The sequence below is a fragment of the Gluconacetobacter takamatsuzukensis genome (genome assembly GCF_014174275.1).
GTDB lineage: Bacteria > Pseudomonadota > Alphaproteobacteria > Acetobacterales > Acetobacteraceae > Gluconacetobacter > Gluconacetobacter takamatsuzukensis.
In genome coordinates this window covers 1-12,359 of sequence record NZ_JABEQK010000021.1, presented here as the reverse complement: position 1 = coordinate 12,359, position 12,359 = coordinate 1, and the positions used below count along the sequence as shown (strand labels likewise).

Here is a 12,359-nt window from a genome sequence, read left to right as displayed (position 1 = left end):
TTCGCGATGATCTGCTCAGGCGTAAAACGCTGACGTCCCATGTAATCCTCCAATCCATATGCCCCATAGGGCTCTCTTCAGAATCGGACCAGTTTTCTCAAGGCAGACCAAGTAGAGGCCAAGAAATGACATGGCGGTGGAAAGCACGCCCGAGCGCTCGTTATCGGACTTGTTCAGCAGTTCCCGTGCAGCGGAGGCCACGACGGGGTGAGGCCTTGCCTTCCCGAGATGCGGTGTACGCATCATGGCGGACAGGGTCGCCTCGATCGACCGCTTCGGGTCGGAGAGGAATTTCGCCACCCCGGCGAGCGTCTTGTCGTCCTCGGCGTAGAGCACATGCAGGATCGCGCCGACCAGCAGGGCATGGGAGGTCTTCTCCCAATGGTTGCGCCGTTCCAGCGATCCCTCGGGATCGACCAGAATGTCGGCGATGTTCTGCACGTCGCGAACCTCCGACGCCCCGCGCCGGACCTCCAGCAGCGGGTTGTAGGCCGAGGACGCCGGATTGGTGGGATCGAACAGCAGCACCCGTCCGAAACGATTCCGGAAACCAGCGGTGATCTGCCAGTTCTCGCCCTTGATGTCATGGATGATGGCTGAACCCGGCCAGGTCAGGAGTGTGGGGATCACCATGCCCACCCCCTTGCCGGTGCGCGTCGGTGCGAAGGTCAGGACATGCTCGGGGCCATCATGCCGGAGATAGGCCCGGCGGTATTTGCCCAGCACCACGCCATCCTCGCCCAGCAGCCCGGCCGCGCGGATTTCGGCGTCCTCGGCCCAGCGGGCGGAGCCATAAGTCGCGGCGCGCTTCGCCTCGCGGGCGCGATGGACAGACAGTGTTACTGCCGCCGCGAAAGCCAGCACACCGCCCGAGCCCGCGATCCAGGCGCCGCGCGCGAAGACCGCCGGGGCGTAGGCGTCGAACTCGTACCACCACCAGAAAAAAAGCGGCGGAGCGTAGACCGGCCAACGATGCAGAACCGTAAACCACGGTCGGCCGAGTTCCGGCTGGAAGGCCAGCTCCCAGGCCGTCCACTGTGTTGCCGTCCACCAGGACAGCACGATCATGGACAGGACCACGAGCGCCTGCCCCCACTGGATGCGTGTTCCCGGCTGGTCCATCGAGTCCTCCCCGTGTCACGAGAGACAGCGAAGAACCGGGGTTTTCCGGGAGGCAAGCATGATCCGGCTCCCATCGTACCAGAGCGGGCAGGAGCGAAAAAATACTTGCGCGTTGCGGTCTGGCGTCGGCATCCTCATCTTATGCGCACGATATGCGCATAAGGAGTCGGATCATGCCCAGCCGCACCAGCCTCGGCGTTTCCTATGACCGGAGCGCGCCTCGCCGACCGGTCAACCTGTCGCTCAACACCGATCTGCTGGCGCAGGTCCGGGAAGTGACGCCCAATCTTTCGGCGACGGTCGAGACCCTGCTAGACGATTACCTGCAATCCGCGCGGCAACAGCGCGAGGACGAACAACGCAAGCTCGATGACGTGATCGACGCCGTGAACGATCTGCACGCGCGGCACGGCTTCCTGAGCGACGAATTCTCGACGCTCTGAGCCGATGCCGCAATTTGCGATCTACCGGAACCCCGGCCGTAACCGGGACATCCCGTTCGTCGTGCAGATCCAGAGCAGCCGCCTGGAACGCAGCGTGGGCCGGGTCGTCATGCCGCTCGTCAGACGGTCCGGCAGCGCCCCGCCGAATCATCCGCTGACGCCGCATCTCCATGTCAAGGGAGAGGAGGTCTTCGCCAACCCGCTCGACCTGGCGACTGTCCCCGCCGCGCAGCTTGGATCCGCCGCCGGCGTCCTGCCCGAACGCGATCAGGATGCGATCATCAGGGCGCTGGACGAAATGGTCAGCAGGGCATAAGTGGCACAGAGTTTCTGCCGCCGCCTTCATTTTGGATGAAACGCGCGCATGATATACTCAATGGCGCTGTAACGAACCTAAAAGGGTCAATTCGGATTGTTAATGGTATAATCTGGGTAGGCCAAACATCCGCACCGGACGTCCTCGATAGAGAGACTGCCCTTCCGTTTAGCAATCAGCGTATCAGCATAAACACCCCTCAAACCATTGATCAATTCATCAAAACGCGTGCTATAATCACCCAACGCACAACGCTTTATATAACCTCAAGAAAAGTGAGTTAGTGATGTTAGAAAAAACCGACTTAATGCCAGAACTTTATGATAATTATATACATTATTTTAATAATATATCTGAAATTCCATACGATGGCGATCGTCCATTTCTGAGCTGTGAAGACGTTCTTGATGCTCACTATTTAATAGGAAACCATTTTTTGAAAAAAGGCGAAGGAATGGGAGGGTTTGGCCCAAAAGATTTCGGATTGTTATCATCAGCCGTAGCCAGACAGCTGACATCTGCTGGAGGAGCATATGTATATAATGATTTGTGGGACATTGCTTCTTCATTAATTTTTGGACTGGTAAATGATCATCCGTTTCATGACGCAAATAAAAGAACGGCTTTTCTAAGTTCCGTTTTTTTTATGCTGGAAAATGGGTATGTACCCTCCGTAGATATACAAGAAGTGGAAGATTTCACTGTAGAAATTGCCGAATATCATTCTAAAAATGGCCGACATATGACTGTAGAGGAAATATCTCCAAAATTTAAAGGTATGTTCAGAAAAAAAGATTCAAGAATATATTATGTAATAACATTCAATGAGCTTCAAGGTATTCTTTCAAACCATGGATGCTCCTTAAGAAACCCCCACAGGAACTATATCGATGTGTATAAAGGAGATAATAGAGTATCCCAGATAGGTTTCCCTGGCTGGAAGAATGAAGTAAGCCGCAACGCTATATCAACAGTTAGAAAGACAACCGGACTAACTGCAGATAATGGATATGATGCGCAGGTCTTTTTTAAAGATGCTGACCCATTAAATATTCTTATCGGCGAATATGAGGAACCCTTAAAGAGGCTTGCTGATAGATAAAAATTTCCGTTCTATTCGCTGCGAAACTTTCAGTTCATTGGGGACGAAAAAGCGTCCCTAATGCTAATGACTGGTTTCCATGCTTCGTCGGTCGGAACGTGACCTTCCTCCCGTTTACCCGCCTTTCCGGTCATAGACCACGTCCCCGTTTGCGCGCGAACGACCAGTCGATTCCTCCATCGCCGCGCATGATTCCCGCCACCTCCCGCCGTCGCTGTTTTTCCAGCGACGGCGACCACGGCACCAGCTCAAAGCCCAGCCCGTCATCGATCATCGCGAACCGGCCCGACGCCAGGTTGAAACGCTGGCGATAGGTGCCGGTAACGGGATCGCCTTCCCCGCTTCGCCGGAGCGGCATCCCTGCCTTCCCGGCAAGGCTCTGGCCCAGCGCATCCAACTCCCGCTGGCGCAGCGTGGCAATCAGGTTCCTAGCATAGCGGATACCCGCGCCGTTACGGCTGGCCAGCCCCTGCTCCACCAGATGATTCGTGCGTTTTTCCATCGCCTCTTTGACATCGGCGCCGAACCCGATGGCCGCCAGGGCAAGGGGCTCCCGCGCGATCGCCTGCCGGTCGAGCCAGGTAGCGCCCTCCGCCGTCACCTGCCGCTCCAGCGTGAAGTCCGAGCGCACGGCTAGAGTGACACGGTCACGTCCCCGTTTGTCGGTGAAACGCCGCAGTTCGACAATCGAACCGAGCTGCCCATCACCAGCGGCTTCGAGGTCCGGCACGCGAACATGATAGGTACGTCCGTCAATCCCGTCGATCACCACATAGGCCGTGCCGCACAGCTCATTGTCGAGGCCACGATCGACCAGCCGGCCGATGACGGGATCGGTGGCGCCCTCCCCCGCCAGTACCCAGGAGGACGCGACGCGGTCGATCTTCTGTTCCGCCAGGCTCCGGTGAATACGCTTGATGATGTCGTTGCGCTCGCTGATCTCCCGCAGGGTTGCCTCCGCACTCTCGTCCATCCGCCAGCGATCCGGCCCGACCTGGTGCGCCAGCCCCATGGTTTCCAGACGGCGCAACCGACCCAGCTTCACCGTAACGAAGGCGTCCGGCGTTTCGCCCGGCGCACGCCCGAGATTGATGACACCATCCTGCCCCGCGTCCTTCTGAAGTTGACGGTCAAGCTGCGTCCAGCGGTCGGCGTTCACCTGCCGCTCGACCGCCTGGTGAATGTCGCGATCGGTGCGCGGCCCGAGTTCCAGCGTCACCAGATCCTGGGCACGGGCACGCATGCCCTCGCGGATATAATCACGTGCGATCACCAGGTCGGTGCCATCATCCGCGACACCCCGCACGATGACGTGCAGATGGGGGTGCGCCGTGTTCCAGTGATCGACGGCAACCCAGTCCAGTTTCGTACCGAGATCGGTTTCCATCTGCCCCATCAGATCCCGCGCGAAAGCCCGCAGGTCCGACATCTCCGGGGCGTCCTCGGGTGAGACGATAAAGCGGAAATGATGGCGGTCCCCATCGCATCGTTCGGCGAAGTTCGAGGCGCGGATGTCGTCGCTGTCCTTGCCGAATAGGCGCGCGTCCTCCCCGTCCCGCGTCACGCCCTCCCGACGGAGATACCGAAGGTGTGCTGCCAGCGGCGTCGCGCGCGGTGCATGGCGCACGACGCGGGCCTTGATGACGACGCCCCGTGAGCGGCTGGTCAGCAGGCGATTGGCCGCATGGGTAGCGGCCCGGCCCCGCCCAAAACTGGAGCGGCGCCCGGAACTGATTTTCCCCGCGCGGGAGACCCTGCCGCCGGCTCGCTGCACGGACGCCAGCACCTGCGTCACGAAAGGCCGCGCCTGCCGGGCACGGGTAGAGCGGATGCGCCCTGTCCGGACCCGGAATTCCTCATCCCTGTTCATGAAAAATGCCCTGCACCGCGCGAAAAATCACGTCGGATCAAAGAGATGACATCTCGACGCGAGGTGCGGAAAATCCATGCACCTCGCGGCAAGATCTCAAAAACCCCGGAAAACCGCCGCCCCGACCGAGCCGCGAGGTGCGGCCTTTTATCCAGCCCTCCCTTTTTGTGTAGCTTTCCGGGGTTTTCGTGATTCACTTCCCCTGCTCAGATCCCCTCAGCGGGACCATGCCGGACCTCTCCCCGACATGCCCCGCGAAGAGGTTATCGGGAGCAGCGACATGACCTGTCGTGGTTACCCGAAACGCATCGGGCTGGCCGGAAACGAAGAGCGCGGCCGCGATCCAGGAACGAGCCGGAAAGGACAAAAAAGAAACGGGAAGATGAAGGTCAGACGATCGGCTTTTCATCAGCCGTGTGACGAACTCCACGTAGGAAATCGTCTCGCCTGGCAGTGGCTGACCGGTCGCCAGGTGGTCGTCATAACGACCGGGACCGGCGTTATATGCGGCAAGGAATCCTGCATCGCCATAACGGTCGTGCAGCCATCGCAGATAGGCTGCACCAGCCGCGATATTGTCGTGCGGATCGAAAGGATCGGCCCCCAGATTGAGTGTTCGCCGGACATCCTTCCATGTGTCCGGCATGAGCTGCATCAGCCCCATTGCGCCAGCGGCGGAAACCGCATGTGGATCACCGGCACTTTCAGCTTGCAGGACGGCCCTTACCCAGGTTGCTGGGATCGCATTCTGCTTCGCTGCGCGCCGCACCAGATCATCAAAATGCTGGGCGCGGGCGATGGTCGGCGAGAGCGTCAGCGCCAACCCCGCCAGCATGCTGCAGGGCAAGAAAAACCGGTGCCTCATTCCCGACCTCCCGGACGTTTTGCAGGGCGGTTCCAGACCAGTTGCCACTCGCGCCCACCGCGTCCGGCCTGGAACAGCGTGGCGCGGATTGGCTGCATGAAAGCGGGATCGTCGAGGAGCACGGACACATACTCGCCAGCACGTTCCCCGGTGCGCGTCCATCCGGCACCGATCTCCAATGCTGAATCGCCATCACCGAGATGGATGCGATAATCCGGAGCGTTATCCGCGCCATTGTTTTCCGCTGGCACGAAAGTCAGTTCGGCATCCAGCGATAGAGTGCGCACACGCCCGGCAAATCCATCGGTGGTGCGGGTAAAAAATCCGATCTGGCTCATAGGAAAAATCCTTTCCAACAGAGGGGCAATGACAGAGAATTCAAGGGACGGATGACCATCATTGAATGGGTGGCTCGCTCTCTTTCGTGGGCATCATTGGCGGTCCCAGAAGCGGCCGTTCCCGCACCGGGTCGTGCATATCTGGGAGGGGATCGAAATGCGGGAGCGGTTGCTCCGCCTCGCCCATGCGGACATAAACCGGCACAGCACGGCCAATGACGGTATCCATCGGCAGGACGCCGAAATACCGTCCGTCCAGGCTGGTTGGCACGGCGGCGTTCATGACGAACATCTGCCCCGGTTCGAGGCGTTGGCAGCCCTGCCAGACCGGCAGCGCCCGGCCCCGATGGTCGATGGGTTTCGCATCACCGACGGCCTTTCCGTCGATGGTGACATGCGCGCCGTTACGGCAGACATTCTGCCCCGCCAGCGCTGCCACAGGCTTGAGGAGCGGCACGCCGTACGGCAGGTAGCCGCGTGTCGCCAGCAGCGTCGCGTCGTGCTCAGGAAGGCGGATGGCGACGATGTCACCGACGCGCACCGGCACGGTGGGCTGGATGCGATACAGCCCGACCGGCACGCTGGCCGTCTCGTTCCAGACCCAGCGCGGCGTGGGATGAAACGCCAGCGAAGCGCCCACGCCGAGCACGGCGAAATACGTGGAGAAGAACCAGCCGCGCCGCGTCATGAGGCGGCCCTCCGACGTAACCATCCTTCATGGCGTTCGCACGTGTAGGGACGCGGTTCCTGCGCCGCCGTGAGGCGATGATGCAGGTGACGCCAATGATCGGGACAGGCGGCCGCAGGATCGATCCCCAGCGCCTCCACGACGTCGATGGCCTCCAGCACGCGCCGCACCTTGGGCCATCCACTCTGCCGCAGCAGGCTCTCGCCACCGGGACGTACAAAGGGCACGGTCTGGCAGGCTTCCCGAGCGTCCACGGCCCGCACGATATCGATGCAGGACACCACGGTGCCGAAATCGTTGGCAGCCCAGCGGATGAAGGCGAACACGCTATCCGGCGTGAAGCTCATGAGCCTGCGCCGACGGTCGAGAATGCGATCCTCGACGGGACGGCCGAAGCGGATCCAGTGCTCGATGCGCTTCTCGATCCAGGTCAGTTCGACCGTGGTGAGGGCATCGCCCTGCGGCTGGAAAGAACGCGCGGTCAAGGAACACCGACCATGCGATTCGCGACCGCTTCCCGAGCCTTTTTTCCATACTCCAACCGGGCTGTCGGAAGGGAAACCGAAAGACCGGAATCCCCTACATAATAAGTTATTATATTAGTTATATAAGTTACGGGGATGATTCCGCTTTTGAAAACAACGCACTGCGACGTTTTCTGCACCGTCAGCAACGGTATTTCCGCACCGTGACCAATGGTATGTTCCGCATCCTGACCAACGGTAGGATTCACACGGTTATCCACAGAACCGGTGGATGATACCGTTGGGGAGATACGCAGGACTGGCTGTTTTCCGCCATAAATGACCTTGCAGTCATAACCTGGGACGACCCTGCGGCGGGCAATGCCGGCGACGTCGATCACGAAATTCCGCCAGGGAGAGAGGGTGCCGGACCGGGCATGAAGATCACGAAGATCGAAACGCCACCCGTCTTTCTGCCGACCAGCATGTCGGCGCGCTAGACGGTAAAGCCACCGCTCCAGACCGCCATAAAGGCGGAAATAGGCGGGATCGACGTTCAGGACATGAGAGCGATCACAGGCCATCTCCATGAGCCAGTCTGGCAGGGTCAGGGCCACCCCATCCTCACGGGAAATCCGGACGGCACTGATCCAGGCAAACGGTTTATCGCGCCAGTCCGGTCCGTTCCGTAGGCTGGTGGTGACGCGCGTTTCCGCCAGACGCGCGAGAGCGCCATAAAGCCGGCGATACTGATGGGCGCCGTCAGCCCATCCCAGATCCTGGAACAGCCGCCACGGGGTGAAGCGCACATGGCGCGACACCCACAGATCATGATTGAGGGCATCGACGATCTGGCCGGTCAGCCAGAGCAGGATATCGGCGTCCCGGATCGTCGCCATGCCCAGAGGAGCCGAGGCTTCGACAACGATCTCCATCTGACGCGAGCGGTAGCGAAGAGGCTCAAGGCGCGCCATGTGCCCCAGTGCGAAGAACGGGCGGCCCATCAGATCGCGGATGTCGCGAGGCCGTGCCGCCCCCGTGACCACGAAGCGGCGGTCGGGCTGACGCCAGCTATCGGCGGCCGGCATCATCGTCCGGCACTCCGCTGCTGGGCTTTGCGGGCTTTCGCCTGCAAGCGGATGATATAAGCGCGGGGATCGGACGGCATGGGAATGCCGCCACCGTCACCCGTGGAGAGCCGGACGTTCAGGTCGGCCCAGGCACAGAGATCTTCCACGGCATAGACGATCCGGCCGCCGAGCTGGCGGTAGAGTGGACCAGTGCCGCAGCTGCGGTGTTTTTCGAGGGTGCGGATGGACAGGCCAACGAAATTGGCCGCGTCCGGGGTGCGCAGATAGCGCGGTGGCAGTGTCGGCTGGACACGCATGGGGTCTTCCTCCCGGTGGATCGGACCGCGTGCGGAATGTCGCGGCTCATGGGAGGACGCTGCCGGAGAATGGGCTGTGGGGAGGGATGACAAAGTTCAGGCCGCCAAAATGTCACCCCCCTGCTTCAGCCCCTGAAGGAGGGCGATGTGACCGCCGTTCTGGTAGAACGCGGCGTCTTTGAGATCGCGATAGAAGGCCCGGTGCCACGAGCTGGCGCGCCACTCGCGATTTGCGAGCTGCATGGTGTGGGCGCCATAGAGACCGGCTGCGATCCGGCGTAATGTCACCCCGGTGCGCCGGCCTTCGGCGATGCAGAGCATACGAACCTGCCGGAGTTTCTGTTGTGGACTCAGGCGCAAGGTGGAGGGAAGAGGACCGGGCGCCTGGCCGGCAAGCAGGCGGCCGAAGCGCGCGATGCAGGCCAGACGGTTACCGAGATGGCCGTCATCGATGACAAACCACGTTCCTGGCGCACCGGGCTGCCGATCGACGACTATGACAACGCGCAGCGGACCCGCTGCGCTGTCCAGCACGAGATGGATACCATCGGGACCATCGTGTCGTACACGGACATACGGTGCCAGCCGAAGCAGAATGTCACCCCCATCGCCACGTACGGCGACCTCCGGCGCGATGTCCGGATCCCAGAACGCGGGAGCAAGCCAGGCGGGGAGATCAGGATCAACAGGGAAAACGCAACCCCCAGCGACGGGCGAAAGCACGCCATGCCTCGGCGTCAATCTTGCCCGTCGTCATGGTTGCTGCATGATCGCGCCGGTAGGCCGGATTATGTCGCAGCCATTCCTGGGCGAGACCGGCAGGGTCGAGCCCGGCGAAGGCGCGACGAAGGGGTGCGGCATCCCACGGCCGGATTGTCGGCACGTCCCCCTCCCCGATATGTCATGGATTTGACCCAGTATCCGGTGCGAAACCGAAACGGGTAGTCCCCAAGACTCAGGGATATGATCCCGAAAATATCCGGCCTGATCGGGATCATTTGGATGGAGATGAAGGATTCAGGCCGCATGGGCGTGAAAGGCCGGTTTTCCCGGCATCACGTGATGCGCTCGGCACATCACTCCGGCGGGAGAGAAACCGAACGTGTATTATAATACGTAGCGCGATAATACACAAATCGTTCCTATCCTGCGGATGGACATCCGAGGACTTTTCGGCGCGAACGTGAGGCGCCTGCGACGCGCCGCCGGTCTCAGCCAGGAGGCCCTGGCGGAACGGATGGGCGTGGACCGCGCCTATATCAGCTGGATCGAGACCGGACGCCAGAACGCAACGCTGCTCTCGCTGTGGCATGCATCGCAGGCGCTGGACGTGCGGCCGGCCGCGCTGCTGGACGAAACTCATGTCGCCGCGACCGTGCCGCCTGGCAGTGAAGAGCGATAGGCCGCCTGGCGACGGGGAAAGCCCTTCCCGGTTGAACCGGGAAGGGCCAGTGTGGGGTGGTCAGTCCCCGTTGCGTGGGCGCTGGCGGCTCCAGACCAGGTTGTAGGCACCACCTTCCTCTTCGAAGAGGCTGGCGAAGATCGGACCGGGAAGCGTCGGATCGTCCAGCTTCACGCTGAGATATTCGCGCCAGTCCGTGGTGTGCTTGATCCAGGCTGCTCCGGCTTCAAGTTTACCGATCTGGACCCGGAAGTTGGGAACATTGTCGCTGGCCCGGTTGGCTTCGGGCACGAAGCGGATACCCCGGATTTTCTGTGTCAGGGTGACGATTTCGCCTTCGTACCCCTCGCCGACTTTCTTGAATGAACCGATGATCATTGTCCTGTCTCCTGGTTTGTATCGGGCCGCGACCACCACGGCCTCGATGGCCATCGTCAGCCCGGAGACGACCGGCGGCGCACCTGCTTGCAGGCCGGAGCAACGCGGAGGACGGCGGCACGGAACTTTGTTGATGCGCGAGGAATGGGCGACGCCCAGGGGAAGAAAGTTGCGGGCCGTCGTTGCGCCATAGTCGGGCGAAGCGAAGCCGGTCTTCGGGCAGATCGGCCATATCGAGAGGCCATGGTGTGCGGCACCCTCAGCCCTGTGGAGAGAGGGCATCCTGGCGTGTTCGGTGATAGGGGCGCGGGATGTCGGGGAAGCCTTCTGCCTGCCGCCAAATGTATCGGATGGTGTCCGCCGCTGCCGGAATGAGGCCGGCGGTCGCCACCATGTTTCCGGCGCCACTGGATCGCGAGACAGGGAGGTGATGCGGCCGTGACCGAGGCACTGGCAGGGATGGCCGTTCGTTCCAGTGCCTACTCTGGAGTCCACCATGCCGTCGGGTCGCGTTCGTACAGCCGGCCTCGAAGGAGAGAAAGCCCTTCGCCCTACTGATCTGGAGCCGGGTTCATGCCTGCGATATGGACTGATCTCGCCGCGCTGGCCTTGGTCGAGGGGCTCCACCCGGCGACCCGTTGGTTGTGTGGGCTGGAGGGCGCAAAAGCCGCGACCACGCGGGCCCCGCCTACGCACAGCGCCCCGAAGGTCGCGAAAAGGTAGGCCGGGATGGCGCTCATATCACCCATGCCACAGAAGCCCAGCGTCGTGCCGAACCCCGTCAGCGCGGCCGGCAGGGCGAGCAGCAGTGACACCGCAACCCGCAGGGCGGGATCCCGCGATGAAGCCAGGATCGCCTGGCCGAACGCCAGCACCATGACCCCGGCGGCGAGGCCTGCGAGGATAGCATGGACGCCGGACAGCACGCCATGGTCATAGAGCGTGGTGCAGGCCATCGCCGCCACGAACGGGGGTGCGGCATAGACCGCGCAGAGAAACAGCAGCCAGAACAGGAAGCCGATACTGGCAAAGCCGAGGACAATACCGAGACCGAGCAGCATGGATCGCGTCCTTTCCACGAGGAGGAACACCACACACAAGCCGCGACGATTCAAGAATATCCATGAAATAGCTTTGGATTTTCCTACACTGGTTTCACGATCAGGACAGTACGCGGAGCGCGCCGGACTATGACCGAGGCGCCCTCTGTTGGCGCCTTCCGCTCGCGCCGTGGACGCGGCGCGTTGTTCCGGAAGCGTTGTGGCCACGACCTGAGAGAAGCGCCTTTCTCCGCCAGACCATTCGCGAGCCGGCCATGCTGGCGAGCGCCGCACGCGCAGGGTTGCAGCGCGTGCCCGCTGCCGGTCCATCAGGACCGGCGCGATTTTCTGGCTGTCCGGTGAGATGAAGAAAGGGGGCGGCTTACGCCGCCACCCTCGCCGTTCCGTGCCAGACCAGCCGGCGGGTTGCCATCGCGGCGTGGTCCGGGTCCAGTTCCATCCCCAGCCAGTCGCGCCCAAGATGCTGCGCCGCCACCAGCGACGAACCCGAACCGGCGAACGGGTCCAGGACCAGACCACCCACCGGGCAGAAGGCTTCCACCAGCGGAAGGAGTGCCGCCACCGGCTTTTGCGTCGGGTGCAGTTTGTTGCCGCTATAGGGCATGTCGAGAACGTCCGGGATGGGCTTCGCGGGCGGCCTCACGTTGCCCTTGGCCAGCAGGTATGCGCTCTCGTGTTCATACCGAAGGAACCGGGAAGAGGATGAATAGGACTTACGAAAGACGATATGCCCGACCATGCGGAACCCCGCCGCCTTCCAGGCATCAGCGAATAAATCAATCCAGTTCCAGCCATAGAACGAAACGGCAAACTGGTCTGCCTTGAGAAAACTGGTCCGATTCTGAAGAGAGCCCTATGGGGCATATGGATTGGAGGATTACATGGGACGTCAGCGTTTTACGCCTGAGCAGATCATCGCGAAA

15 protein-coding genes and 2 pseudogenes are annotated in these 12,359 nt (G+C 61.4%); 4 read left to right on the top strand and 13 right to left on the bottom strand.

What is annotated here, in order from left to right:
• Positions 1-111: 111 nt before the first annotated feature.
• Positions 112-1,122 (bottom strand): annotated as a pseudogene (locus HLH27_RS16805) (type IV secretory system conjugative DNA transfer family protein); the annotation flags it as partial.
• Between the two features lie 173 nt (positions 1,123-1,295).
• On the opposite strand from HLH27_RS16805, the gene HLH27_RS16800 reads away from it, so the two are divergent.
• From HLH27_RS16800 to HLH27_RS16790, 3 genes are all read left to right on the top strand, one after another.
• Positions 1,296-1,565 (top strand): type II toxin-antitoxin system CcdA family antitoxin, encoded by a 270-nt coding sequence (locus HLH27_RS16800; RefSeq protein ID WP_182951266.1) that lies wholly within the window; start codon positions 1,296-1,298, stop codon positions 1,563-1,565.
• 4 nt (positions 1,566-1,569) lie between these two features.
• On the top strand, positions 1,570-1,881 hold the full coding sequence (locus HLH27_RS16795) for a CcdB family protein (protein WP_182951264.1): 312 nt from the start codon (positions 1,570-1,572) through the stop codon (positions 1,879-1,881).
• A 286-nt stretch (positions 1,882-2,167) separates the two neighbouring features.
• On the top strand, positions 2,168-2,983 hold the full coding sequence (locus tag HLH27_RS16790; RefSeq protein WP_182951262.1) for a type II toxin-antitoxin system death-on-curing family toxin: 816 nt from the start codon (positions 2,168-2,170) through the stop codon (positions 2,981-2,983).
• A 130-nt stretch (positions 2,984-3,113) separates the two neighbouring features.
• Here the strand turns inward: HLH27_RS16790 and HLH27_RS16785 are convergent, their stop codons facing one another.
• The 9 genes from HLH27_RS16785 to HLH27_RS16955 all read right to left on the bottom strand — a co-directional run bounded on the left by HLH27_RS16785 (position 3,114) and on the right by HLH27_RS16955 (position 9,478).
• Positions 3,114-4,853, bottom strand: coding sequence for a relaxase/mobilization nuclease domain-containing protein (locus HLH27_RS16785; RefSeq protein ID WP_182951260.1), 1,740 nt, complete (start codon positions 4,851-4,853; stop codon positions 3,114-3,116).
• Positions 4,854-5,046: 193 nt separating this feature from the next.
• Positions 5,047-5,718: a lytic transglycosylase domain-containing protein gene (locus HLH27_RS16780; protein ID WP_182951259.1), complete on the bottom strand. Its 672-nt coding sequence runs from the start codon at positions 5,716-5,718 to the stop codon at positions 5,047-5,049.
• Positions 5,715-6,056, bottom strand: coding sequence for a DUF736 domain-containing protein (locus HLH27_RS16775; RefSeq protein WP_182951257.1), 342 nt, complete (start codon positions 6,054-6,056; stop codon positions 5,715-5,717). The genes HLH27_RS16780 and HLH27_RS16775 overlap by 4 nt, the downstream gene beginning before the upstream one ends.
• Before the next feature lie 58 nt (positions 6,057-6,114).
• Positions 6,115-6,744, bottom strand: a complete 630-nt coding sequence (locus tag HLH27_RS16770; protein WP_182951256.1) for a S26 family signal peptidase — start codon at positions 6,742-6,744, stop codon at positions 6,115-6,117.
• A complete protein-coding gene (locus tag HLH27_RS16765) occupies positions 6,741-7,229 on the bottom strand; it encodes a DUF2840 domain-containing protein (RefSeq protein WP_182951254.1) in 489 nt (162 codons plus the stop codon). The genes HLH27_RS16770 and HLH27_RS16765 overlap by 4 nt, the downstream gene beginning before the upstream one ends.
• Positions 7,226-8,299 carry a replication initiator protein A gene (locus HLH27_RS16760; protein WP_182951253.1) on the bottom strand — a complete coding sequence of 358 codons (1,074 nt, stop codon included), beginning with the start codon at positions 8,297-8,299 and terminating at the stop codon, positions 7,226-7,228. Before HLH27_RS16760 ends, HLH27_RS16765 begins: the two co-directional genes overlap by 4 nt.
• Positions 8,296-8,595, bottom strand: a complete 300-nt coding sequence (locus tag HLH27_RS16755) for a helix-turn-helix transcriptional regulator (RefSeq protein ID WP_182951252.1) — start codon at positions 8,593-8,595, stop codon at positions 8,296-8,298. The genes HLH27_RS16760 and HLH27_RS16755 overlap by 4 nt, the downstream gene beginning before the upstream one ends.
• A 96-nt stretch (positions 8,596-8,691) precedes the next feature.
• Positions 8,692-9,129 carry a DUF2285 domain-containing protein gene (locus HLH27_RS16750; protein ID WP_338029943.1) on the bottom strand — a complete coding sequence of 146 codons (438 nt, stop codon included), beginning with the start codon at positions 9,127-9,129 and terminating at the stop codon, positions 8,692-8,694.
• 148 nt (positions 9,130-9,277) lie between these two features.
• Positions 9,278-9,478 carry a transcriptional regulator domain-containing protein gene (locus tag HLH27_RS16955; RefSeq protein WP_338029942.1) on the bottom strand — a complete coding sequence of 67 codons (201 nt, stop codon included), beginning with the start codon at positions 9,476-9,478 and terminating at the stop codon, positions 9,278-9,280.
• 270 nt (positions 9,479-9,748) lie between these two features.
• On the opposite strand from HLH27_RS16955, the gene HLH27_RS16745 reads away from it, so the two are divergent.
• Complete coding sequence (locus tag HLH27_RS16745; RefSeq protein ID WP_182951249.1) at positions 9,749-9,997, top strand: helix-turn-helix domain-containing protein; 249 nt, start codon at positions 9,749-9,751, stop codon at positions 9,995-9,997.
• Positions 9,998-10,057: 60 nt separating this feature from the next.
• On the opposite strand, the gene HLH27_RS16740 is transcribed toward HLH27_RS16745, so the two are convergent.
• The 3 genes and pseudogenes from HLH27_RS16740 to HLH27_RS17310 form a co-directional block, all read right to left on the bottom strand.
• Positions 10,058-10,375, bottom strand: a complete 318-nt coding sequence (locus HLH27_RS16740; RefSeq protein ID WP_025861645.1) for a DUF736 domain-containing protein — start codon at positions 10,373-10,375, stop codon at positions 10,058-10,060.
• 551 nt (positions 10,376-10,926) lie between these two features.
• Positions 10,927-11,436 (bottom strand): hypothetical protein, encoded by a 510-nt coding sequence (locus tag HLH27_RS16735; RefSeq protein ID WP_246375982.1) that lies wholly within the window; start codon positions 11,434-11,436, stop codon positions 10,927-10,929.
• A gap of 361 nt (positions 11,437-11,797) precedes the next feature.
• Positions 11,798-12,262 (bottom strand): annotated as a pseudogene (locus tag HLH27_RS17310) (DNA methyltransferase); the annotation flags it as partial.
• Positions 12,263-12,359: the final 97 nt, after the last annotated feature.

Coding starts and splice junctions, on each gene's coding strand:
- HLH27_RS16800 (WP_182951266.1), top strand. CDS start 1,296: ATGCCCAGCCGCACCAGCCTCGGCGTTTCCTATGACCGGAGCGCGCCT.
- HLH27_RS16795 (WP_182951264.1), top strand. CDS start 1,570: ATGCCGCAATTTGCGATCTACCGGAACCCCGGCCGTAACCGGGACATC.
- HLH27_RS16790 (WP_182951262.1), top strand. CDS start 2,168: ATGTTAGAAAAAACCGACTTAATGCCAGAACTTTATGATAATTATATA.
- HLH27_RS16785 (WP_182951260.1), bottom strand. CDS start 4,853: ATGAACAGGGATGAGGAATTCCGGGTCCGGACAGGGCGCATCCGCTCT.
- HLH27_RS16780 (WP_182951259.1), bottom strand. CDS start 5,718: ATGAGGCACCGGTTTTTCTTGCCCTGCAGCATGCTGGCGGGGTTGGCG.
- HLH27_RS16775 (WP_182951257.1), bottom strand. CDS start 6,056: ATGAGCCAGATCGGATTTTTTACCCGCACCACCGATGGATTTGCCGGG.
- HLH27_RS16770 (WP_182951256.1), bottom strand. CDS start 6,744: ATGACGCGGCGCGGCTGGTTCTTCTCCACGTATTTCGCCGTGCTCGGC.
- HLH27_RS16760 (WP_182951253.1), bottom strand. CDS start 8,299: ATGATGCCGGCCGCCGATAGCTGGCGTCAGCCCGACCGCCGCTTCGTG.
- HLH27_RS16755 (WP_182951252.1), bottom strand. CDS start 8,595: ATGCGTGTCCAGCCGACACTGCCACCGCGCTATCTGCGCACCCCGGAC.
- HLH27_RS16745 (WP_182951249.1), top strand. CDS start 9,749: ATGGACATCCGAGGACTTTTCGGCGCGAACGTGAGGCGCCTGCGACGC.
- HLH27_RS16740 (WP_025861645.1), bottom strand. CDS start 10,375: ATGATCATCGGTTCATTCAAGAAAGTCGGCGAGGGGTACGAAGGCGAA.
- HLH27_RS16735 (WP_246375982.1), bottom strand. CDS start 11,436: ATGCTGCTCGGTCTCGGTATTGTCCTCGGCTTTGCCAGTATCGGCTTC.